Genomic DNA, 22,910 nt, shown 5'->3' with positions numbered 1-22,910 from the left:
GAAGAAGGTCAACCATGGTGTTCACCGCACCGCCGGTCGCAGATGAGAAATCGTCGTCCGCGCTCGGGATCGTTCGAAACAACTTCTCCGAAACCTTTATCTCGAGCCTGCGGACATTCGGTCGGGCGGTGGGTGTCGGTCTCGAATCGGTGACCGGGGCGGCCTCCGACATCGTCCGGCTACGGTTTCAGTGGCGGGAAATGGTGTACCAATGCTGGTACCTGATCACCGTCACTGCCATCCCCGCGATCCTGATGGCGATTCCCTTTGGGGTGATCGTGTCCTTGCAGGTCGGGAATCTGATCCACCAGCTGGGCGCCGACTCGCTGCTCGGCGCAGCCGGCGGACTCGGGGTCATCAAGCAAGGTGCGCCGATGGCGACCGGGTTGTTGCTGGGTGGGGCCGGCGCGGCAGCAATCGCGGCTGACCTGGGTGCGCGGACGATTCGCGAGGAAATCGACGCGATGAAGACGATGGGCATCAGCCCCGTGCACCGGCTCGTCATTCCGCGGATGGTCGCGATGGTGATCGTCGCACCATTGCTGAACGTTCTGATCATCTTCGTCGGGGTCGTGGCCGGGTATGCGGTAGCCATCGGTGCGCAAGGCGTGACCGCGGGTAGCTACTGGCAGACCTTCGGTTCGTTCACCACGGCCACTGACGTATGGCTGTCATTGATCAAATCGATCATCTTCGGCTTCTTGGTCGTCGTAGTCGCCTGCCAGCGGGGACTCGAGGCCAAAGGAGGGCCCCGCGGAGTGGCCGACAGCGTCAACGCCGCGGTTGTCCTGTCGGTGGTATCGATCGTCGTCGTGAACCTCGTGATCACCCAGGTCTCGACCATGTTCCTGCCGACGAGGCTCGCGTGATGGCGCCGTCGACCTACGCCTCGAAGGGTCTTGGCTGGGCTTACCGCATCGCCGCGTCACCGTCTCGAATCACCCGCCCGTTCGAAACCATCGGTTTCGCCCTGAGCTTCGCGTGGCAGGCGCTGTCCGCAATCCCGTTGACGCTCAAGAAGTACCGCGCAGAAACGATGCGCACGATCACCGATATGACCTGGGGTCGCGGCTCACTCATAGTCGGCGGCGGGACGGTGCCGATGCTGATCGTCCTCGGCATGGTGATGGGCGCCTCCGTCGGCATCGAATCCTTCGCCACGCTCGACATGATCGGCCTTGGGCCGGTCACCGGCGTCGTCTCCGCGTTTGCCAACACGCGCGAACTCGCCCCGATCGCCGCTGGAATCGGTTTCGCCGCCCAAGCGGGCTGCCGCATGACCGCGCAAATCGGGTCTATGCGCATATCAGAGGAGATCGATGCCCTGGAAGCATTGGGTTTGCGGTCGATCCCCTACGTTGTCACCACCAAGGTGATCGCCGGCGCGGTCGCAATCGTGCCGACATTCCTGATCGCGTTGATCTTGAGCTACATGTCTTGCAGCGCTGTCATCGTCGTTTTGCACGGTCAAGCCAGCGGTGTCTACGACCACTACTTCTTCCAGTTCGTGAGCGGCTGGGACGTGACCGCTGCAGTAATAAAGATCCTCATCTTCGGCATTGCGGTCATCTTGATTCACTGCTACCAAGGCTTTGTCGCCACTGGTGGACCGGAGGGCGTGGGAATCGCGTCGGGCCGCGCGGTCCGCGCCAGCTTTGTCGCCATCATCGCTCTCGACATGGTGTTGAGCATCGCGCTGTGGGGTTTCAATTCGTCGATCAGTTTCACGGGATAGACGATGCCGAAATACGGATTGCCTGGAGTGACGATCGACAGGCGCGGGTCTGTCCTCGTCGGCCTTGTCGCTGTCGGAGTCGTCGCGGTCCTGGCGGTCGCGTGGATCATCGTCGACCGAGTCCGCGGCGATGACCGCCTACTGGTCGTTTTGCGGACCGAACAGATCGGTGACGGCATCGTCGACGGAACGCAGGTCCGTCTCGACGGAGTCGCCGTCGGCCAGATCGAGAAGATCGAAAACGCGCACGACGGCCAACAACTGATCACGTTGCGACTCGACCGATCCCAGTTGTTCGGAGTGACAGACACCCTCGACGTCGACTACGCACCCTCGAACCTTTTCGGCATCAGCGAAATCGCACTGCGACGAGGCCAGGGCGGGAACGCTCTGGCAAACGACGACGTCATCGATTTGACCGGCAGACATGCCGACCGGGTACAGGACGTCACGATGGGGAATTTGCTCCGGGCGGTCACGCGTACCGCCACCGATGTGTTGACCCCGCAACTCAGCGCAACGTTGACCACACTGGCCGGAGATCTGGAGGCGTTCACCCCGCTGCTCGAGGCCATCGTCACCACCGGACGCAACATCGCCGACACTCAGCGCTACGCGGCCTCGTTCCTGTTGGGGCAGTTCGGGTCCACCCTGTCGGGCGCGGCGCCGATGGTCGGCGGAACCGTCCAGTTGCTAGATACGCTCACCAATCTCGAGATCCTGAAAACCGACCGGGCAAAGTTCGATCAAGTACTGCAAATTTCCATCCACCAACTCTTTCCAGGAATTTCCGACCTGCTCTTCACCGCCGAGCGGCACTTCACCGGTTACGCCGACATGCTTCCGCCAGCCCTGGACGCGGCAGCGCGGATGGTGCCGACACCACAACTGTCGAGTGCACAACTCCGCGAACTCCTCGACCGGCTAGATTCCTCGTTCACCGACACCCCCGACGGTCCGATGCTGAAGTTCGCCGTGACGTTGCGGGGCGTGCCGGCACTGTCGGTACCGCTGCTCGGAACCTCTCCCCCGTCGTTGCAGGGAGCGGACCGATGAAGTCACTCGTCTCCGTGTCCTGGAAGCTGACTCTGTTCGTCGCATTGATCGCGGTGCTGCTCACTTTCATCATCCAGGCGATCAAGCGGCCAGTGCCCGGCGACACCCGGAGTTACACAGCGGTTTTCACGGATGCGAACGGGCTCAAGACCGGGGACGACGTGCGCATGTACGGGGTCCAGGTCGGAAAGGTGCAGTCCATCAGCCTCGACGACAATCACGCACGGGTCGGGTTGACCGTGCAAGACGGTAGGTCGATGTTCGACACGAGCAGACTCGCGATCCGCTACCAGAATCTGACCGGGCAGCGCTACGTCGACATCCAGCAACCACCACACCCCGGGACCGAACTCGTCCCCGGTACCACCATCGGCACCGATGCGACCATTCCGTCCTTCGACATCACCGGGTTGTTCAACGGCCTCGAACCAGTGCTCGCAGACTTCTCACCCAGCGCACTGAATCAGTTTGCGGAGAGCCTGCTGGCGGTGATCGAAGGCAACGGCACTGGGATAGGGCCCGCCCTGGACGCGATCGAAACGCTGAGCAGCTACGTGAGTGATCGCCAAACCGTCATCTCGGCGTTGGTGGCCAACCTGAAGCAGATCTCCGACCAAATCGGCGGGCGCTCACCCCAACTCATCACCCTGATAAACGGAATCACCCAGGTGTTCGTCACACTGCAGGAGAATTTCGACGGCGTTGTCGATTTCGCGATGACCGCACCACCGGTGCTGACCCCGCTGAACAGCCTGCTCGCCACCATAGGGCTCACCCCAGACTCCAATCCCGATCTCGACAACATCGTCGGGCTGCTGTTCCCCGATCCAGGCCAGGCGGTCGAGGTTCTCGGCCGGTTACCCGCCCTGCTGCAGTCACTGAACGCGCTGATCCCCGACACCGGTCCCGGAGTGAACCTCACCTGCTCGAACGGAAACGCGACCGCACCCGGGCCGCTGCAGGTTCTCATCGCCGGGCAGAGGATCTCGATATGCAATCGTTGAAACTCAAGGCGCGCAGACTCTTTCAGTTCTCCGCCAGTCGGCCGATACCGACCGACAGAGAGGCAGCAACCTCGCAGCTGCGACTGGGGATAGTGGGTACTGTCGTTGTGGTGCTCGCGTTGATCGCGACCGGAGTGCTCTACGTCCTGCCGCTTGGCAGAGCGACGTACACCGCCGAACTGGCTGAGGCAGGCTCCGTCAAAATTGGCGACGACGTGCGGATCGCCGGTATCCCTGTCGGCACGGTGAAATCCATCGACCTCCACACGAACAGTGTCACGATGACGTTCACCGTGAAAGACGATGTATTCATCGGTGACCAAACGACGCTCGACATCCGAATGCTCACCATCGTCGGCGGCCACTACGTGGCCGTCTTTCCCGCGGGCACCACGCCGCTCGGTGACACCGTGATTCCGCCCGATCGGGTACGACTCCCCTACAACCTGGCCAAAGCGTTCCAGGACGCAGCCCAACCGATCCGCGAGATCGACGGCAAGACCTTGCGCCAGAACTTCGCGGCCCTGCAGACATCGCTCGACGGCACTCCCGACGGCCTGCGCCGCGCGGGCACCGCGATCGAATCGCTCGTCGACATCCTCGTAAAACAAAACGACGACGTCTCACGCAGCCTCGCGATCGCCGACGAATACCTCACCGCGATCAACGGTTCCAAATCACTCCTCGGCGAGCTGATCCATCGAATCAGCCTCTTGGAAACGATCGTGATCGACAAACAGGCCGAAATCCAGGAAGCCCTGCGCGTCACCGACCAGGCCTTGTCGCGACTGGCGGTACTGGGGCCGCACTGGGAGACCACCTTGAAGCCGATGGCACAAAAGCTCGCTGACGCCGTCCCGGAACTGCAGCGCTTGGGCGGCAAGCTCGGCGGTGCAGTGGAATCCGTGCGGAACCTGCTCGGCCGGCTGCAACCGCTTGCCACTCCCAACGGCGTCGTCCTCGACCAGTCCTCGGCGACCATTACCGCACCCGCCCTGTGCATTCCAGTCCCTGGCAAGGCGTGCTGATGAACCGGATACTTGCCTCTCGCGGATTCATGTCGGTCGCCGGCGTGCTCGTCGCGTGCACGTTGGTCTTCGTGGCCTACGTCATCGCCTACGATCCCGCGAAGAAGACCCAGAGCTACTGCGCGCTGATGCCCGACGCCGTCGGCCTCTACACCGGCAACAACGTCACCATGCTCGGCGTCCCAGTCGGCACCGTTACCGACATCTGGCCGCAAGGTGAGACCGTGCGCGTCGATTTCGACGTCGACGCCGACCACAGGCTCCGTGGCGCCGTATCCGCGACCACTCTGTCCGACACTCTTGTCGCGGACCGCAATCTGGCCGTTCTCGGTGACGGCGAATCCACCGAGTGGGATCCGAGTACGTGCATCACCCGCACGCTCACACCGAAAAGCATGACTCAAACACTCAACGCGCTCGGCAACCTCGCCAACGAACTCAACGGCGGCGACGACCCGACCGCCACCGGACGCATCAACACCGGTATCAAAGCCATCGACAACGCTGTCGCGGGCACCGGCCCACGAATCAACGAACTGATAAAAAAGATTGGTGTTGCGCTGAATTCGCCGGATGCAGCGATTGGACACATCGGTGAGCTGATCGATGTGCTCAACGAGCTGTCGGCGAGTGTGTCGACCGGCTGGGGCGACATCAAGGACATGCTGGTCCCGTTCGCGGGCGTTCTCGACTACGTCAACGAGCAGGTGTGGTTGCCCATCGCCGGCATCATCGACTCCTTGCGCGTACTCATCCCAATGGTGAACGACATCACCACCATGTTCGGTGAACCCATCCTCCAGGTTCTCGATGCCACAGTCCCGATCGTCCATTTCATCGGCGCCAACGTCGGAACCCTCCAGGAGATCATCACCATGATCCCGCCGCTTGTGGGCGCGTTCACCCGGTCGATCGATCCACGAACCGGCGCACCGGCATTGACCTACTCCCCACCCAAAGTTGCCATCCCCCAGTCGAATGCAGATCAGGTCTGCACAGCCGTGAACGCGCTTTCGCCCGGCAGGTGCGCGACGGCGACCGACGGATTGATGACCCTCGATCTGCTTCCCGTGGTACTCGGATCGGTTGGCACGCCATGAGGTGGAGACACGCCGTGCCGGTCGTCGTGGTTGCGATCGCCCTCGCAGCCGCGGGTTGCTCGTTCGATCCGTCTTCGGTCCCACTGCCCGGCACCACCGTGTCGGGGCAGACTTATCGGATTCACATCGAATTTGCGAATGCGCTCAACCTTCCGGCACGCGCGAAAGTAGCCTCCAACGGAATCCAGATCGGATCCCTACGCTCGGTGCGGCTCGTCGACCCGTCCGCGAGTCGGGAGGGATATGTCGTTGCCGATGTCGACATCACCGAATCGGTGAAACTTCCGACCAGCACATCGGCGCAACTGCGACAGGCCACCGTGCTCGGCGACATCTACATCGCCCTGGTCACCCCTCCGGCCAACCACGACACCACGATCCCACCCAACGGCACGATCGGGCTGGCACAGTCCCAACCCGCCCTGCAGATCGAGGACGCCATGTCCGGGATCGCAACCTTCGTCGGCGGTGGCGCCATCGAACAGGCTCAAGACATCATCAACCGAATGAATTCGGTTCTCCCGCAAGACCCGAAGGAGACCGCCCGAATCTCCGGCGTCCTCGGGACGAACTTCATCGATGTGTCGGAAAACCTGCATCAAATCGACGCGCTGCTGGACGGACTGACCGCAGACGTCGCAGTCGTGCAAGACAACGGCCCCGCGCTCAGCGCGCTACTCACTGACGCCGGAGCAACTCAGGCGGTCGATTCGATGAACTCCCTCGTCGCGACACTCGGTTTGTTCGGTGCACTGGGAGGCGTCGCGCACTCGCTGGAATGGTTGACGCCGCTGTTCACCTCAGCCGATGCGGCAGCAAAAGCGTTTGTACCGCTGGCCTTTACCAGTCGGCCGTTGAACCTGACCGCGCCATCGAACCTCAACAAACTCGTGGCCCTCATTCGCGACAAGCTCATTCCGTTCGTCGAATACGGCCCCAAGGTCAACATCGTCGACGTGAACACCGCACCCGCAACATCGATGCCCGCAGTCTCCTCCGACGATCAAGTCGATCGCATCCTCGCGACATTGCGAATGATCGGAGCGGTCAGATGAAGACCAAACTCAGTTCGATCCTCTCGCTGACCGCGATCGCACTGGTATTGGTGATCGGCGTCGGCTACCTCACGTTCGGGATCGTCCGAGTGAAGTGGTTCACGCAATACACAACGGCGACGATGGTGTTGACGAACTCGGGCAGTCTGGGCCCCGAATCGCCGATTCTGCTGCGCGGTGTCAAGGTCGGCGACGTGACGTCGGTCAACCACGTCTCCGGTGGTGTCGAAGTGAAATTCCGTGTCGAGGACAAATTTCACATCCCCACTTCGAGCACGGTCAGGATCGAGAACCTCTCGGCCCTCGGCGAACCGTACGTGCAATTCACGCCGAGCACCGCGGACGGACCGTACCTGCAGAGCGGGCAGCAGATCGACACCCGCTCGATCGAAATGCCGCTTTCGATACCCGACGTCGCCCGCACGGTCACAAACCTGATGATCCAACTCGACCCGGAGGCCATCAGCGCAATCGTCAACACCGTCAGCCAAGGATTCTCCGGGCTCGAGAAAGTCATTCCCAACCTGTCGAGGTCGACAAGTTTGCTTGCAGCCACCATCCTCAGTCGCACCCCCGAAATACGGAGCCTGCTGACCGACCTGCAGACCATCGGGTCCGACATGGAATGGACAGGACCTGCGATGGCGTCCGCTGGACCACTGTGGGCCGACTTCGGGACCAAGGTGGAGATGGTGGTCGAATCTCTCGCCAAATTCGTTCGGATTCCCGGCGTGCCCGACACCTATATCACCGGCAACGGCATCATCCCGTTCCTGCCGAAACTGACTGCCTACTTGGAGACTATCGGACCGGATCTGCAGCCTTTGGTACCGATCCTTGCTCCCCTCGCCGCGACCGCCACCGCCGCGATACCCGCAATCGATATCAGCAGCCTGATCTCGCAGGCACTCAACGCGACCGCGGACGACGGCGCGATCCACCTCCAGATCAACGTCAAATAGCGCACAAACGTTTCGATACCACCGATAGTTGGAGTGACCATGACAACCACACCCGCCGACACGATCAAAGACAAGTCGAACAGCGATGGCGACGAAAAACGTCCCGGCACCACCGAACCCAAGGCACCCAAGACAGTATCGATCCGCAGGTCGACCGCGGTCTTCAGCGTCGTCATCGCTGCCCTCGTCGCGGCCGTCGCTGTGACGGGTGGAATGTTGTTGTCGGCCAAGGGCGAGCTCCGCGACCGCGATGCCAAAGCTGCGGACGACGAGCACGCCCGACAGGTGGCCACCGACTATGCCCTCGGTGCGTCGAACATCGATTTCAAAGACGCCAACGCTTGGTTCGCACGGCTCAAAGCGCATACCACTCCGGAACTGGCGAACAAGTTCGATGCCACTGCACCGAAACTGCAGGAACTGCTCGTACCGCTGCAATGGACTTCGAGCGCGGCACCGATCGATGCGACCATCGCCTCCGAAACCGGCGGAATCTACTCGGTGAAGGTGTTCCTCAACGTCACGTCGACAAGTGCCCAAACCCCCAACGGTGCCCAAACCACCGTGACCTACAACGTCACGGTCGATACGAACAACGACTGGAAGATCTCCGACGTCGGCGGCATGGACGGCGCGCTCCCCGGGAAGTAGCGGCGCTGACAGTTCGCCCACATCAATCATCATCTGACTCGAAACCAACACTCCTAGAGGGGCTCTCATGCATGTGTGGCCATTCCCCCGGCCCGATCGACGTACTTACGGCGCCGACGCAGTCGTCACCGGCGCGGGAAGCGGAATCGGTCGCGCCTTCGCCGTCGAACTAAGCCGACGCGGAGGTCGCGTCGTCTGCGCCGACATCGACGCGACGAGCGCGCGAGAGACCAGCACGCTGATCAGAAGCGAAGGTGGTGAGGCACTCGACATCGAGTGCGATGTCGCCGATGCGAGTCAGGTACTCAACCTCGCAGACGCGTCCGAACAGTGGCTGGAGAGCCCGGTCAGTCTCGTGATCAACAACGCCGGAATCGGCACCGGGGGCAACGTAATCGGCGAAACCCCGCTCATCGACTGGCAGCGCACCATCGACATAAATCTGTTGGGTGTCATCCACGGCTGTCATGTATTCACGCCTCGCCTTCGCGCATACGGCAGCGGAGGCATCATCAACGTGGCATCGGCTGCCAGCTTCGGCGCAGCCCCGCGTATGGCCGCGTACAACGTCAGCAAAGCCGGCGTTCTGGCGCTTTCGGAGACGCTCGCAGCGGAACTCAGCGGCGCCGGCGTCGCCGTCACCGTCCTATGCCCCACACTCGTCAAAACCAACATCAACGACAACGCAGCGATCACGGAATCTGCCGCCCACCTCGCCACCACGCTTATGAAATTGATCGGATCGTCGCCGGAATCCATCGTGCGGACCACACTCGATGCACACGATCGCGGACAACTCCATGTCATGCCACAACTGGACGCCAAAGTTGCTTGGCAGCTGAAGCGACTCGCGCCCGGAACCTATACGCGCGCGCTCGGTCTCATCGAACGGGTTGCCAATTGAGACGTCGACTGGATTCCGGTGCAACGACCTCGACAAGAGCGTCAACTTCGATCGGCGGGATAGGGATTGTGGCGCAGCGTTTTTGCGAGATGTGCCGCGCATGATGCAAGGTCTTTGATCGCTGATGAGACCGCGTCGGGGGTTTCGGGGAGGTCGTTGTAGTCGGTCGGCGACATCGCTTCGCCAACCCAGTAGGTGGCACCCTGAGCTGGAATGGTGAAGCCGGTATCACTGAGAGCCTGGAACAAGTCGGCAGTGACTTTGTGCGCACCGTCTTCGTTGCCGACGATGGCCGCAATCGCTACTTTGTCCCACATGCTCGGTCGGCCATGATGGTCTGTTTCTGCCAGTTCGGCGTCGATTCTTTCCAACACTCGCTGGGCAACGCTGCTCATGTGGCCGAGCCAGATCGGTGTCGCGATCAGCAAGATGTCCGCCTCGAGAAGTTGCGCCCGGATATCCGGCCATTGGTCCTCTCCGCCCATATCCTTCTCGACGCCGGGGGCGAGGTTGTGGTCGACCACCCGGACAACGGCGCCTTCTATGTCGTGGCGCTTCAGCTCCCGCAGGACTTGTTCGGCGAGCAGGCTGCTGCTCGACGGAGCCGGAGAAGGCTTGAGGCTGCATACGAGTGCGAGTACGCGTAACGGTGTGTCACTCGGCATGTGCACCACGTACCCGTCACCTGTGCCACCGAAACCGATCGATGTTTCCATCTCGAACGCTCGGGAAATCTACAACCATGGCACCTAGAAATTCGCAACCACAACTCAAGGACCAGAAGCTCTACGAGGACTTGCGCAAGGAGGGGAACTCGAAGGAGAAGTCCGCTCGCATTTCCAACGCTGCGGCGAACGAGGGGCGCTCGAGCGTAGGACGCAAAGGGGGTAAGTCAGGTCGGTACGAGGACCGTACGGTGGACGAACTGAAGAAGCGCGCAAAGGATATTGGCCTGAAGGGCTATTCGGGCATGCGCAAGAGTGAACTGATCGACGCCCTCCGCAATCACTGACCCGTCACGTCGACCGGACCAGGCGCAGTACCGCCCGCTCGATCACATCTTGTTGCTCATCCGGCGCACTCTTTTTAGCTCGTCGCAAAGCCGGGCGAATCGTGGAGCCGTCTTCGTACGCCGAGATCACTCTCGGGTCAACGTACGAGCTCCGAGCCACTGCCGGTGTGTTTCCCAGCGCTACGGCGACGTCTTTCATCACTTGCGTAACGACCTTGCGCCGCTGCCGTTCGGAATCCGGGACATCTGCGGTGCCGAGGCCCGCCGCAGCGAGTACCGTCGCGTGCCAGGTTCGAAGATCCTTCGCAGAGCAGTCGTCGCCTGCGAGTTCTTTGAATCTGACGTTGACGTCGTCGGCATGCAATTCGCGATACTCGCTGCCAGCACGGTAGATCAGTAATCGATCCGAGCCCGGCTTACTTGCTCGACGGAGCGCGCGAATCGCAACCGCCATAAGGTGATCGGTGATCACCACCTGACGCCGAATGCCACCTTTCGCCGGGTAGTCGAAGCTCACGCGGTCACCGCTGAGCCTGACCTGACTTCGCAGCAACGTCGCCACTCCGTGCGTACCGTTCTCGTCGACATACTCCTCGCCGCCGACGCGGAAGACGCCCCGATCGAGTATTCGCAGCGCAACAGCCTCTACCCGCCGCTTGGTGATGCCGCGCGTCCGAAGGTCTGCCTCCACTTGTTCTCGCAGCGCACCAAGTCGACGAGCCATCAGCAGGACCCGATCATGCTTCTCCTCGTCACGCTCGCTGCGCCACTGCTCGTGGTAGATGTATTGGCGCCGACCTGCAACGTCGACACCGACAGCCTGGATGTGCCCGTTCGGGTACGGACAGATCCACACGTCCTGCCAGGCAGGTGGGATGACCAGGGCCCGGATTCGTTCGAGGGCGGCCTCATCGGTAGTCCGTTTGCCATGCTCATCGGCATACGAGAAGCCGCGGCCGCGGCGAGTGCGATGGATCCCCGGACCGTCAGGATTGCTGTGTCGAAGTCGCATACGCCCGATGACCCGCCCGAGTCTCGATCAAGCCGCCGCTGCGAGCAGCGTCTCTGAATGCGTGGGTCCGCGTTGTGCTGCTGCCATGCGGGTGAATCCGAATCGGGTCATCACCATCCTCCTAAGCCCTGGATTCCCCGGCGACCCCGGCGTGAAACCAGCACGGCAGCTTCGCGTATCACACGCCCCGGAGACCGAAGATTGGTCGGGGTCCACTTGGGTACTCGATGGTATGGCTCACACGCACCGCGAACGTGAAGACAAGTTCGACGTGGCAGCCGACTTCGAGCTTCCCCGATTGGCAGCGGCAGTGCCGGAAGGTGGGCGACTCGACGTCGCCACGATCCGGCTGAACAGCACATATTTCGACACCCCTGATCTCGACCTGCTGCACAATCGAATGCTGTTGCGGCGCAGGGTGGGCGACGCAGACAACGGGTGGCAGCTGAAGGTCCCCGACGCCAACGCACGGACCGAGATTCGCGCGCCACTCGGCGAGGATTCCGATTCGATCCCCACCGAGCTGGCTGACATCGTCTCCGGCGTTACCCACCGCACGCCCATGCATCCGGTTGCGTACATAAAGACGAACCGGCAATCGCACCGCATCTTGGACAACGTCGATGCGCTGATCGCCGAGGTCGACGACGACACCGTTCGGGCGAGCGTGCCCGGTGGAGACGAGGCGACACTCACGAGCTGGCGTGAAGTCGAAGTCGAGGCCGGCAATTGTGATGAGGACATGCTGGCTGAAATCGGTGGATGGCTGCGCGACGCCGGTGCCCGACCGTCGACGTCCGCATCGAAGATCGAACGCGCACTTGCGCCCGTCACCGCCGCGGAATCCGTGTCGGTCGACGACCCCGACACACTCGACGCCGTGAGCGACTATCTCGCCCAGCAGATCCGCGCGATTGTTGCCGGTGACGTCGCGCTTCGGCGTGGTCTCGACCCCGTACACGACACACGCGTCGCAATTCGCCGATTGCGTAGCTCGTTGCGGACCTTCGCGAACGTGTTCGACGCCGACCAGGCACACGCGCTGCGCGAAGAATTGTCTTGGTACGCGGGACTTCTCGGGGACATGCGCGACGCAACCGTGCAGCGGAAACGGCTGACGAAAGCAGTCGACGGGCTCGATCCCACGCTGGTCGTGGGCGATGTGACCGCATGGCTGGAGCATCACATGGGCAGGCGCTATTCGGAGGCTCGAGTGCTCGTCGACGCCGCTCTGGCCGGCGATCGGTACGCGGAACTGATGGAAGCACTGGCGAAATGGCAACGGCGGCCAGCGTTCTCGCCCGACACGCGCCAGCATCCGAAGCTGAAACCAGACGTCCGGCGGGCCGACCGCAAGGCTCGCAAGCGACTACGCAAAGCCGTCGACAACGGCGTCGACGAACAAGCGTTTCACCGAGCACGCAAGGCTGCCAAGCGCGCACGGTATGCCGCCGAACTCGCGGCGCCGGTTCTCGGGCGCAAGTCTGCGAAGAAACAGATCAAGCAACACAAGAAGGTGCAGAAGATTCTCGGCGACCATCAGGACAGTGTGGTTGCGGCCCAGTCGCTTCGAGAGCTCGGCGCCGGCGCCGGAACCGCGCACGCCGCGGAGCAGGGTTTTACATACGGAGTGCTGTACGCCCACGAACGAGCGGCAGCCGCCGAAGCGCGCCGACGAATCGCACGGTGGTCGACGAAGAATTGATCGACCAGTTCAATTCCGCGATACGAATTCGAAAAACGTATCGTCGGTCTCGCTTCCGTTGGTGCTGAACGCGAGGTCGGCATGCTCGAACTGGGCAAACCAGTCCGTCCAGCTGATGTGCTTGATGTCGTCGTCGCGACCATGCTGGGAAAAGTCGATCCCCAATTCGGTGGACGCGTCGGCGGTGCCCACTCCGCGACGAGCGGTCGGTGTTCCACCACGTGCCTCCACCCATCGCCTGATGGCTTCGTGGTCTGTCGTGGTTGTTCGAGTAGGCGGTGCCATCGCTGCGATCCTTCCGTCCAGACACGCTCTCTTGCGTCGGTTACCGCGTCTCCCGCGACCCTAAACACGGCCCCGGTGGGACTGCACGATTAGGACCACACGCTGGCGGGCATGCCCGATGTATGAAAGACGCAGTGGCCAAGAAGCTCATATCCGAACATCTGGTTTCGGGTGAAATGGTCGCCGGCGAAGAGATCGCCATCAAGGTCGATCAGACCCTGACGCAGGACGCGACAGGGACGCTGGTCATGCAGGAATTGGAGGCGATGAACCTCGATCGGGCGCGGACCGAGGTCAGCGTCCAATACATCGATCACAATCTGTTGCAAGCCGACGAAAAGAACGCGGAAGACCATGCCTTCCTGCGATCGGCATGCCGTCGCTATGGGCTCTGGTTCTCCAAGCCCGGCAATGGCGTCTCCCACCCGACGCACATGAAGCGGTTCGGGAAGCCGGGTAAGACCCTGATCGGATCCGATTCGCACACGTGCGCAGCAGGGTCGCTAGGGATGCTCGCAATCGGCGTGGGCGGGCTGGAAGTCGCCTCTGGGATCGCCGGCGAGCCGCTCTACCTTCGAATGCCCGAGATCTGGGGCATACGGTTGCATGGCGAACTGCCACAATGGCTTTCAGCCAAGGATGTCATCCTCGAGATGTTGCGCAGGCACGGCGTCAAAGGTGGCCTGAACCGGATCATCGAATATCACGGCCCGGGGTTAGCTGGGCTGACTGCGATGGACCGACATGTGATCGCCAATATGGGAGCCGAACTCGGAGCAACGGCGACGGTCTTTCCGGCCGACGACGCGGTCCGCGACTTCCTCCGCGCAGAAGGGCGCGATGACGACTTCTGCGAAAACGTGGTCGAGGACGCGGACTACGACGTCGAAGACGACATAGATCTGTCGGAATTGGAGCCGCTCATCGCGAAGCCATCGTCGCCAGGCAACGTCGTGCCGGTGCGGGAGGTCGCGGGCACAGAGGTCAACCAAGTCGTCATCGGTTCGTCGGCCAATCCTGGATTACGTGATTTTGCGATCGCCGCGGCAATCGTCGCAGGCAGACAAACCGACGACGCCGTCAGCTTTGACGTCAACCCGACCTCCCGTGAAATACTCGCCGACCTCACGAAGATGGGCGCGACACTCGATCTCATCCAAGCCGGTGCGCGCATCCACCAGGCCGGATGCATGGGTTGCATCGGAATGGGACAGGCGCCAGCCTCCGGCACCAATTCGTTGCGCACATTTCCACGCAACTTCCCAGGCCGGTCTGGCACAAAAGAGGATTCGGTGTGGCTATGCTCGCCGGAAACTGCCGCCGCAGCAGCACTTACAGGCGAGATCACCGACCCCCGCGACCTTCCCAACAGACTCGGTGTGGACTACCCCGTTGTCGACCTACCTGAGAAATCCACGATCAACACCGACATGCTCGTCCCGCCACTGGAGCCTGACGAAGCAAGCACTGTCGAGCTGATCAGGGGCTCGAATATCTCGGCGCTGCCAGACTTTCCGCCGCTGCCCGAGAAGATCGAGGCGCCGGTGCTACTGAAGGTGGGCGACGACATCTCCACGGACGAAATCTCACCGGCGGGTGCGCGTGCGCTGCCGTTCCGCTCGAACATTCAGAAGCTCGCAGATTTCACGTTCACTCAGGTCCGCGATTCCTACCCCGACGATGCTCGCAAGATCGCGGATTCGACCGGGCACATGATCGTTGCCGGCGACAATTATGGGCAAGGGTCGTCTCGTGAGCACGCTGCGATCACTCCGCGCTACCTCGGGCTGCATGCGGTGATCGCGAAGTCGTTCGCTCGCATTCATTGGCAGAATCTCGCCAACTTCGGGGTCCTAGCGTTGGAGTTCGACGACCCCGAAGACTACGACCGGATCGACGAGAACGACACACTCCTGCTCGATGGCATCCGGGACCTGCTCCCCGGCGGCCCCCGCCTCGAAATCGGCAACACCACGAAGGACGAGAGATACGCCGTCTCGCATCGACTTTCCGAACGGCAGGTCGAAGCAGTGCTCGCGGGCGGGCGGATTCCAGTGCTCGCGCGACGAAACGAGGAGGCGCAGTAGGACCCGACGACGAGTTCGGCGCAAGCGTCGATCGAACACAGGTGAACCAGCCGTGCCGACGTGGGGTGTTTCGAACGTGCGACGGACGGGCACTCGTCACACACGGAGGTGATCGACGTGCTCGGTGACACAATGGTGTCCGCACCGAAGGCGTGCAAGAAGTTTCAAGAGAAGTCCGACGGGGCAGTCGAATTCGTCCTCGCTACTGCGGTGGGTGCTCGATGACTACCAGCCTGGGCCTCATCGTCGGCGCGGAGGCAGCGCTGGCTGATCCCGCCGGCGTCGACCCGTGCGAGGAGCTGTCACACACTGCGCGGAAAAAAGGTCTGACGATCGCGACAGCGGAATCGCTGACAGCGGGAAGCATCGCGTCGCGGCTCGGGAGTGCCTCCAATTCTGGCCAATGGTTTTGCGGCGGTGTCGTCGCATACAGCAAGTCCGTCAAGCAATCGGTCCTGCAGGTGCCGCCAGGGCCAGTCGTGTGCGAAGAGGCCGCCAGGTCGATGGTCAACGCCGTGGCGACGATGATGGGTGCCACCCTCACGGTCGCGGTGACCGGCGAGGCCGGACCCGATCCGCAAGAAGACGCGCCGGTCGGGACGGTATGGTTCGCCATCTGCGACCGCGGCGTCGTCACGACCGAACGACATCAGTTCGACGGCGATCCGGGCGAGATCGTCGACGCGACCGTCGAAAAGGCCGTCGAACTGCTGTTGACGCGGGCTCGCGACGGGGACACTGCGCGCAACTAATCCGCGATCACCGAAGCGACAAGCAACCCTGCAAAGTTTGGAAGTCACCGGCGAAGGCCGGTCCGCCTGTGCAGGTCGGCGTGCCGACTCCGTCGACCGTCACCGTGGCGCCATTCGTGGCGATGCCCAAAGTGAGTCCGGGGCGAACCCCGGTGAGGTCGACTGTGGCGCCGGGGCCTATCGCGATTGCAGCCGGTCCGGAGAGATTTTGAGCCTGTGACATCGCAGTGCCGCCCGACATGGCGATCGCGAGCGCCAACGCTTGCGGCCCGGCAGCCGAGGTTGCCGATCCATCGACGCCGAACGCGGCTGCCGCGCTGCCGTTCGTGCTGGTCGCCGAACATTCACTGGTGTCGGTGACGTTCCCGGCCGTACTCGCACCGGGCGCGCGGCACTCGACTGGCGTCGCGGTGGCAATCGGCGCCGCGACCACGATCGCACCACCGATACCCGCAACGACGCCGGAGAAGATCAACGCTGACATCCTGCGATGCTGACTGGACATTTGGGCTCCATTCGAGAACGCGTGGGTCGCGTTGGCGCGCCCACAACACATGAGAGATACCCACCCAATCGATGCATAAACAATGCACAGCGGAGGTACAACTGTTGAATGCTCAATCGTCAATTCGGCCGATCCCAGCTAGCGTGGACGTTCAAGTCGCCTAATTCGAGAGGATCTGCAGTGGACGCCGCACTGGTGGGCCATCCGCCGCCGCTCCCGGCTCGGTTCGACCTCGCGAGCGAGGCGATCCTGGCATTCCTGCGTGAGGCCGTCCCGATGGGACTGTGGACGGTCACTCGCGTTGTCGATGATCAGCAGATCTATCTGTCCGTGGTGGATAACGCATTCGGCGGAATCCCCGCGGGTGTGTCGGTGCCCTGGTCGGGGGCGTTGTGCAAATACATGATCGAAGGTCAGCCACATATTGCTCTGGACGTTCGCCAGGTTCCAGACTATTTCGCCATCACCGAGGCCGATGGTGGCCGGGTCGCGGGCTACATCGGGTATCCAGTGGTCACCTCGGACGGACGACTGTTCGGCACCCTGTGCGCCTTCGCACCCACTGTGATGCCTGAGGAGTTCCACAGGCATGGACCGCTCGTCGAACTGTTGGCCCGGTTGTTGTCGACGATTCTCGACGCCGACCTCGAGCGCACCGCTTTGCAGCGCGAACTCGAACAGGCCGAGCGCCGGGCAGCAACGGACGGCTTGACCGGGCTGATGAACCGCACCGCGTGGGATCTACTCCTCGAGAAGGAAGAGGCGCGCTACCACCGGTTCGGCGATTCCTGTGCCGTGATCTGCATCGATCTGGACGGCCTCAAGTCGGTGAACGACACCCATGGGCACCCCGCCGGGGACGACTATCTGCGTCTGGCAGCCAAGGTGCTCGGTGAGCAATTGCGAGACACCGACATTCTCGCGCGGGTAGGTGGTGACGAGTTCGGAGTCATTGCGCCACATACGGATCCAGGAGGCGCTGAGCAGCTGGTCGATCGCCTGTCGACTGCACTCGACGAAGCCGGAGTCGCCGCATCGATCGGCCATGCGCAGTACTCGATGATGGCGGGAGGCTTACCCGGTGCATGGACGTGCGCCGACGCCGCGATGTACGAGCGCAAACGTGAACGTCAGCGCAGGTAACCGGCCGATGGCTCGATTGCCTCAATCAGAGGCGAGCTTGGCGAGAATCGACTGCAGCGTGTTCAGTTCGCTGTGATTCAACGCGGCGAACACCGCAGGGGCGGGATCGTCGAGGCCGTCGATACTCGCGACAATTCGCCGCCCTTCGTCGGTCAGTGAGACCACTTTGAACCTGCGATTGGTCGGATGCGCTTCCCGCACGACGAGTCCGCGCTCCTCGAGATCGTTGATGGCGACGCTCGTGGCGGGCGCGTCCATCGTCGCAGCATCGGCGATCTCCTTGGCCGTCATGTCCCGCTTCGCCAGTCTGCGGAGCACCCGAATCCTGCTGAACGGCAGCCCGGTGTGCTCGACGACGCCACGCCGCCAGGCGTCCCGGTTGTCGAAGACCACCGCCGCCATCGCACGCCATACCTCGTCGGCGCTCGAGTCAGCCGACATGGACAGCCTCCTTGGGTGTGGGAGTGCCGGCGATCAACGGAGCGAGGCGCTCCGCCGACTGGAAGGCGCGCGGCGTCGTCGTGAAGTATCCCAGGACCGTGATGACGACTCCGGCTCCGACGCACACGAACCACAGCGGTCGCGCTGACGCGGCGAAGTCCGCGCCGCTGTGTGCGAGCGCCGATCCGGCGACCGAACCACACAGCGCGACACCGATGCTCACCCCGATCTGACGGCTGGTCGACGTGACCGCGGACGCGGCGCCCGCCCGATCGAGCGGCATTCCAGAGACAGCCGCGTTGGTGATCGGGGCGTTGACCATCGAGAAGCCGATCCCGAACACGGCGAAGATCACCAGCAGTCCCCAGACCGGAGTGGACGTGGTCAGGAAGGTCAGCAGGCCGGAGGCGGCGGTGATCAGCACACCTGCTGCCAGCAGCGACGGGCGAGCACCGAAGCGCCCGACCAGGCGTCCCGAGATCGGCGAGAACACCAGTGCGCCAATGGCAATCGGTGCGTAGATCAGGCCGGTGTGCATGGCGGAGTACCCGCGTTCGGATTGCAGGTAGAGCGACATCATGAACAAGAACGCACCCCATGCCGAGAACGCGGTGATTGCGGTCAAGGTCGCGCCGGCGAACGGAATGCTGCGGAAGAAGCGCAGATCGATGAACGGGTCGTGGCGTCGGAGCTCGTAGCGCACGAAGGCCACGAACGCGACCGCCGCGACGATCGCTACGGCAACCACTTGGGGGTTGCTCCAGCCGTAGCCCGGGCCCTCGATGAGTGTGAAGACGACACCGAACAGGAAGACCACCGCCAGCCCCTGGCCGATCGGATCGATGTTGCGCATCGTCTTCGACTTGGTCTCCGGGACGAAGATCGCCGTCAACGCAATGGCAGCCGCGCAGATCGGCAGGTTGATCCAGAACACGGCCCGCCAGCTGACGAGTTCGATCAGAAAGCCACCCACGACCGGACCGAGCGCCATCGAGATGCCGACGACGGCGCCCCAGAAGCCCAACGCCCGTGCGCGTTCCACCCGACCGGTGAACACTTGCGAGATAATCGACAGTGCAACAGGATTCAGCATCGACCCGCCGATGGCCTGCAGCAGGCGCGCGGCGATCAGCGTCTCGATATTGGGCGCGAGACTGCACAACAACGAGCCGAACGCGAACACGACGAGCCCGATCTGGAAGACCCGGCGACGGCCGAACCGGTCCCCCGTCGCACCCGAGAGCATCAGCAGCGACGCCAACACCAACGTGTAGACGTCCACGACCCACTGCAGCTGTGACGGAGTCGCATGCAGGTCGGAGCGAATGCTCGGAATTGCCACATTGACGATCGTCGCGTCCATCGACACGATCAGCAGGCTCAGGCAACAGGACACCAGGATGATCGCCTTGCGCCTAGGCGTCAGATCATCAATGGTTGTATTCATACAACTATTGTTAAACTACAACTGTCGACAATGCAAGTGGGTGCGCCACAAAACAAGAAACCCCACACCAGTAGGTGCGGGGCTTCTTTCCTTGCGATCCAAGTCCACCCGGAACGATAGCGCTGCGGTCCGCACGGCGCTGGGAGAACACAACATTCCAAGGCTCTTCTCAGGTTCGGGCGCTGACTCCGAGACGGGATGCGGGACCTCAGGCGACAGCGCGAAGCAGGCGCAACGAGTGTTCGCGTGCTTGGACGGCCAGTGCGCGCTCGCGGGCGCGGTCGGCGCCGTTTTCGACAGCCAAGTGTCCGTGCAGCCGCGCCTTCGCCTCGAACCATGCGGCAAGGTGGGCGGAGTCGGCGCAGCTGGCGGAACGGCTGAGCGACAGGGCGGTCATTTCGATCAAGACGTTCATGGCGGGCCGAGCCTTCCGATCGCGTGGTTGGTTGTGCCTTCAACCTTCGCAATATCGGGGTGCTCGTCGCATCCGTACGTCGACGGGTTCGTGTGTACGTCGCTCGCCGTATCAGAGCACCTGTGCAAGGAACTGGCGTAAGCGGTCCGTCTCGGCGTTCTCGAAAAGCGCTGACGGCGGACCGGTTTCGACGACCTGGCCGTGGTCCATGAAAACCACAGTGTCCGATACCGAGCGTGCGAAGCCCATCTCATGGGTCACGACGATCATCGACATACCGCCTGATGCGAGGTCCGCCATCAACGACAGCACGCCCTTCACAAGTTCGGGGTCGAGCGCAGAGGTTGCCTCGTCGAAGAACATGATCTCGGGCTTCATCGCGAGGGCGCGCGCAATGGCAACGCGCTGCTGCTGGCCGCCGGACAGATTTCCGGGCCGCGAATCTGCTTTCGCCCCGAGCCCGACGGCTTCGAGCTGCTCGACGGCAAGTGCGCGCGCGGCGTCTTTGCTGAGGCCCTGCAACTTGCGCGGACCGAGTGCGACGTTGTCGGCGACTGTCTTGTGCGGGAAAAGATTGAAGTGCTGGAACACCATTCCGATCCGTTGCCGAAGCTTGTCGGGGTTGTCCTTCAGCACGGACTTTCCATCGATCAGGATGTCGCCTTGCTCTGGCTCGTGTAGCCGATTGAGCGCTCGCAGCAGTGTCGACTTGCCCGACCCCGACGGACCGATCACCGTCGTCGTTTTGCCCGCGTCGACGTGAATGTCGACGCCTCGCAACACCTTGTTCGTGCCGAACGAGAGGTGAATGTTCTCACCGGTCAACGACACCGGAGTATTTTGAGTGGTCATGGCTTATCCCCTCTCCACGACGATGGCCTGGTCGAGCGGATCGAGCGTTCCCGAGGTGTCCTTCTTCCCGGTTCGCAACCGCTTGTCGATGTAGTTCACCAGGTGCGTCAACGGGATCGTCAGCGCTAGATAGAACAGCCCCGCCGCAACGAGTGGCGAGAGGTTGCCTGTCTGGGCGTTGAGGTCACGGCCGACCGCGAACAGTTCGCGTTGCGACGCAAGAAGTCCGAGGAAGTAGATGAGCGAGGAATCCTTGATCAGCGAGATGAACTGGTTCATCAACGCTGGCAATACGCGCCGGATACCTTGCGGGATGACGACCAGACTCATCGACTGCCGGTAACTGAAGCCGAGTGCGCGCGCCGCTTCCTGTTGGCCGGGCTCGACGCTTTGAATGCCCGACCGGAAGATCTCGCCGATGTACGCGGCGGCAAGTAGCGCCAGGGCTACCGCCCCGAGCCAGTAGGGATTGTTGTTCGTGAGCCCACCGACGACAGGGCCGAAGCCGAGCCCGATGATCAAGATGATCACCACAGCAGGCAGTCCTCGGAAGATGTCGGTGTAGATCCGCGCCGGCCAGCGCAGCCAGCGCGTCCGCGAAATCCCCGCCACCGCAAGGGCCAACCCGAGCACTGTTCCCAAGACGCCAGACACCAAGGCCAGAATCAGCGTGTTCGGAAGTCCAGTCTTGAACAGGTCGGGAATCGCCTTGCGATAGAGCTCCCAATCGAAGAACGTGTCGCCCAACTGCTCGAACGTGCCCTTCCGCGCGGCGGGCGCTGCGGACTCGGCACCGTTTTGCTTCTCGGCAGCAAGCGCCGCGAAATCGGGCAGCTCGGGAAGCTTGGTTGCCTTGCTGCCGGGCTTCCAGCCTTCGGGCAGCTCGCGCGGGACCCAATCTGCGTACAACTTCGCCCAAGTACCGTCCGCGATGACGGCGTCGAGCGCGGAGTTCAACGCATCGACGAGCGCCGGATTGTCTTTCGCGACCGCCCATCCGACAAAGTTGTTCAGGCTGAACGTGTTCTGCACGATCGACGCGGGATCGCCGGCCTGGATAGCCCCTTCGGCTTGCTGTGAGGGCGCAACCCACGCGTCGATCTGGCCGGTCTTCAAGTTCGCGTAAGCCGTGTTGTAGTCCGGGAATTTCACTGGATCCAGCTTGAGCGTGTTGACGACGTAATCGTCCTGCACCGTCCCCTGAACGACGCCGATTCTGGTGCCCGCCTTCAGATCTGCGAACCCCTTGATCGGGCTACCGGTGGGCGCCACCAGTGAGAAGTAGCCGAAATCGTATCCGTTGGTGAAGCCGACGGTCTTGCGCCGCTCGTCGGTGGTGGTGATCGACGACGAGCCGACGTCGAATCGACGCGTCGCAACCTGGGACAGCAAACCGGCGAATTCTGTTCCGGAGAACTCGATTTGGAGTCCCAGCTTTGCGGCCATGGCCTTCAACAGCTCGTTGTCATACCCGGTGAACGTCCCCGACGAGTTGACGCAAATGCTCGGCGGCGCATCGGAAAGGGTTCCGACACTGATCTTTCCGGGAGTGATCAAGCCGAGCTTCGTCACGTCGATCTGATCGAGGGGTTTGGTAGTCGGCGTCGTGTAGCGATCCTCCCCCGCTTGCGCTGCAGCAGAATCGAGGTTCGTCGGTACTGCGGACGATGCGCCGACGCCGGGCGGCGCGCACAGGTCCGTCGTCGATGAACCGGAGTCGCCACCGCCCCCGCACGCTGCGAGCGTCATCGCTAGCAGG

Annotated in this window: 24 protein-coding genes; 15 read left to right on the top strand and 9 right to left on the bottom strand. The window is 62.4% G+C overall.

Features of this window, described 5'->3' with window-relative positions; translation table 11 throughout:
• Window positions 1-14: 14 nt before the first annotated feature.
• The 10 genes from FGL95_RS29765 to FGL95_RS29720 all read left to right on the top strand — a co-directional run bounded on the left by FGL95_RS29765 (window position 15) and on the right by FGL95_RS29720 (window position 9,495).
• Window positions 15-869 (top strand): MlaE family ABC transporter permease, encoded by an 855-nt coding sequence (locus FGL95_RS29765; RefSeq protein ID WP_169594232.1) that lies wholly within the window; start codon window positions 15-17, stop codon window positions 867-869.
• On the top strand, window positions 869-1,735 hold the full coding sequence (locus tag FGL95_RS29760; RefSeq protein WP_169594230.1) for an MlaE family ABC transporter permease: 867 nt from the start codon (window positions 869-871) through the stop codon (window positions 1,733-1,735). Before FGL95_RS29765 ends, FGL95_RS29760 begins: the two co-directional genes overlap by 1 nt.
• A gap of 27 nt (window positions 1,736-1,762) precedes the next feature.
• Window positions 1,763-2,791, top strand: a complete 1,029-nt coding sequence (locus FGL95_RS29755; RefSeq protein ID WP_169594228.1) for an MlaD family protein — start codon at window positions 1,763-1,765, stop codon at window positions 2,789-2,791.
• The gene (locus FGL95_RS29750) at window positions 2,788-3,795 is read left to right on the top strand and encodes an MlaD family protein (RefSeq protein WP_169594227.1); all 1,008 of its coding nucleotides are present in this window, start codon (window positions 2,788-2,790) and stop codon (window positions 3,793-3,795) included. Before FGL95_RS29755 ends, FGL95_RS29750 begins: the two co-directional genes overlap by 4 nt.
• On the top strand, window positions 3,783-4,823 hold the full coding sequence (locus FGL95_RS29745) for an MlaD family protein (RefSeq protein ID WP_169594224.1): 1,041 nt from the start codon (window positions 3,783-3,785) through the stop codon (window positions 4,821-4,823). Before FGL95_RS29750 ends, FGL95_RS29745 begins: the two co-directional genes overlap by 13 nt.
• Complete coding sequence (locus FGL95_RS29740; protein WP_240963410.1) at window positions 4,823-5,923, top strand: MlaD family protein; 1,101 nt, start codon at window positions 4,823-4,825, stop codon at window positions 5,921-5,923. Before FGL95_RS29745 ends, FGL95_RS29740 begins: the two co-directional genes overlap by 1 nt.
• 14 nt (window positions 5,924-5,937) lie before the next feature.
• Window positions 5,938-6,978 (top strand): MlaD family protein, encoded by a 1,041-nt coding sequence (locus FGL95_RS29735; protein ID WP_338080091.1) that lies wholly within the window; start codon window positions 5,938-5,940, stop codon window positions 6,976-6,978.
• The gene (locus FGL95_RS29730) at window positions 6,975-7,940 is read left to right on the top strand and encodes an MlaD family protein (RefSeq protein ID WP_169594221.1); all 966 of its coding nucleotides are present in this window, start codon (window positions 6,975-6,977) and stop codon (window positions 7,938-7,940) included. Before FGL95_RS29735 ends, FGL95_RS29730 begins: the two co-directional genes overlap by 4 nt.
• Before the next feature lie 39 nt (window positions 7,941-7,979).
• On the top strand, window positions 7,980-8,591 hold the full coding sequence (locus FGL95_RS29725; RefSeq protein WP_240963409.1) for a hypothetical protein: 612 nt from the start codon (window positions 7,980-7,982) through the stop codon (window positions 8,589-8,591).
• A 67-nt stretch (window positions 8,592-8,658) separates the two neighbouring features.
• Window positions 8,659-9,495, top strand: a complete 837-nt coding sequence (locus tag FGL95_RS29720; protein ID WP_169594220.1) for an SDR family NAD(P)-dependent oxidoreductase — start codon at window positions 8,659-8,661, stop codon at window positions 9,493-9,495.
• A gap of 41 nt (window positions 9,496-9,536) precedes the next feature.
• Here the strand turns inward: FGL95_RS29720 and FGL95_RS29715 are convergent, their stop codons facing one another.
• A complete protein-coding gene (locus tag FGL95_RS29715) occupies window positions 9,537-10,160 on the bottom strand; it encodes a flavodoxin family protein (RefSeq protein ID WP_169594345.1) in 624 nt (207 codons plus the stop codon).
• 77 nt (window positions 10,161-10,237) lie between these two features.
• Here FGL95_RS29715 and FGL95_RS29710 point away from each other — a divergent pair, with 77 nt between their 5' ends.
• Complete coding sequence (locus tag FGL95_RS29710) at window positions 10,238-10,507, top strand: DUF7218 family protein (protein ID WP_169594218.1); 270 nt, start codon at window positions 10,238-10,240, stop codon at window positions 10,505-10,507.
• A 4-nt stretch (window positions 10,508-10,511) separates the two neighbouring features.
• Here FGL95_RS29710 and FGL95_RS29705 read toward each other — a convergent pair whose 3' ends face one another.
• Window positions 10,512-11,519 (bottom strand): DNA topoisomerase IB, encoded by a 1,008-nt coding sequence (locus tag FGL95_RS29705; protein ID WP_169594217.1) that lies wholly within the window; start codon window positions 11,517-11,519, stop codon window positions 10,512-10,514.
• A 232-nt stretch (window positions 11,520-11,751) separates the two neighbouring features.
• On the opposite strand from FGL95_RS29705, the gene FGL95_RS29700 reads away from it, so the two are divergent.
• On the top strand, window positions 11,752-13,224 hold the full coding sequence (locus FGL95_RS29700; protein ID WP_169594215.1) for a CYTH and CHAD domain-containing protein: 1,473 nt from the start codon (window positions 11,752-11,754) through the stop codon (window positions 13,222-13,224).
• A 9-nt stretch (window positions 13,225-13,233) separates the two neighbouring features.
• On the opposite strand, the gene FGL95_RS29695 is transcribed toward FGL95_RS29700, so the two are convergent.
• A complete protein-coding gene (locus FGL95_RS29695; RefSeq protein WP_169594213.1) occupies window positions 13,234-13,509 on the bottom strand; it encodes a hypothetical protein in 276 nt (91 codons plus the stop codon).
• A gap of 122 nt (window positions 13,510-13,631) precedes the next feature.
• Between FGL95_RS29695 and FGL95_RS29690 the strand changes: the two genes are divergently transcribed.
• Window positions 13,632-15,596 carry an aconitate hydratase gene (locus tag FGL95_RS29690; protein ID WP_169594211.1) on the top strand — a complete coding sequence of 655 codons (1,965 nt, stop codon included), beginning with the start codon at window positions 13,632-13,634 and terminating at the stop codon, window positions 15,594-15,596.
• A 221-nt stretch (window positions 15,597-15,817) separates the two neighbouring features.
• Entirely contained in the window at window positions 15,818-16,348 is a 531-nt protein-coding gene (locus FGL95_RS29685; protein ID WP_169594209.1) for a CinA family protein, read from the top strand.
• Between the two features lie 7 nt (window positions 16,349-16,355).
• Here the strand turns inward: FGL95_RS29685 and FGL95_RS29680 are convergent, their stop codons facing one another.
• Entirely contained in the window at window positions 16,356-16,832 is a 477-nt protein-coding gene (locus tag FGL95_RS29680; RefSeq protein WP_240963408.1) for a DUF6764 family protein, read from the bottom strand.
• 201 nt (window positions 16,833-17,033) lie between these two features.
• Here FGL95_RS29680 and FGL95_RS33070 point away from each other — a divergent pair, with 201 nt between their 5' ends.
• Entirely contained in the window at window positions 17,034-17,996 is a 963-nt protein-coding gene (locus FGL95_RS33070) for a diguanylate cyclase (RefSeq protein ID WP_169594205.1), read from the top strand.
• Window positions 17,997-18,017: 21 nt separating this feature from the next.
• On the opposite strand, the gene FGL95_RS29670 is transcribed toward FGL95_RS33070, so the two are convergent.
• From FGL95_RS29670 to FGL95_RS29650, 5 genes are all read right to left on the bottom strand, one after another.
• Window positions 18,018-18,437: a MarR family winged helix-turn-helix transcriptional regulator gene (locus tag FGL95_RS29670; protein WP_169594203.1), complete on the bottom strand. Its 420-nt coding sequence runs from the start codon at window positions 18,435-18,437 to the stop codon at window positions 18,018-18,020.
• Complete coding sequence (locus FGL95_RS29665; protein WP_169594201.1) at window positions 18,427-19,884, bottom strand: MFS transporter; 1,458 nt, start codon at window positions 19,882-19,884, stop codon at window positions 18,427-18,429. Before FGL95_RS29665 ends, FGL95_RS29670 begins: the two co-directional genes overlap by 11 nt.
• Window positions 19,885-20,092: 208 nt before the next feature.
• Window positions 20,093-20,299, bottom strand: coding sequence for a hypothetical protein (locus FGL95_RS29660; RefSeq protein ID WP_169594199.1), 207 nt, complete (start codon window positions 20,297-20,299; stop codon window positions 20,093-20,095).
• Window positions 20,300-20,410: 111 nt separating this feature from the next.
• Window positions 20,411-21,151, bottom strand: a complete 741-nt coding sequence (locus FGL95_RS29655) for an amino acid ABC transporter ATP-binding protein (protein ID WP_169594197.1) — start codon at window positions 21,149-21,151, stop codon at window positions 20,411-20,413.
• Between the two features lie 3 nt (window positions 21,152-21,154).
• Window positions 21,155-22,900: an ABC transporter substrate-binding protein/permease gene (locus FGL95_RS29650; RefSeq protein ID WP_420838100.1), complete on the bottom strand. Its 1,746-nt coding sequence runs from the start codon at window positions 22,898-22,900 to the stop codon at window positions 21,155-21,157.
• Window positions 22,901-22,910 lie beyond the last annotated feature (10 nt).

Source organism: Antrihabitans stalactiti, from assembly GCF_012932915.1.
Lineage (GTDB): Bacteria > Actinomycetota > Actinomycetes > Mycobacteriales > Mycobacteriaceae > Antrihabitans > Antrihabitans stalactiti.
This window is presented reverse-complemented; position numbering and strand designations above follow the sequence as displayed.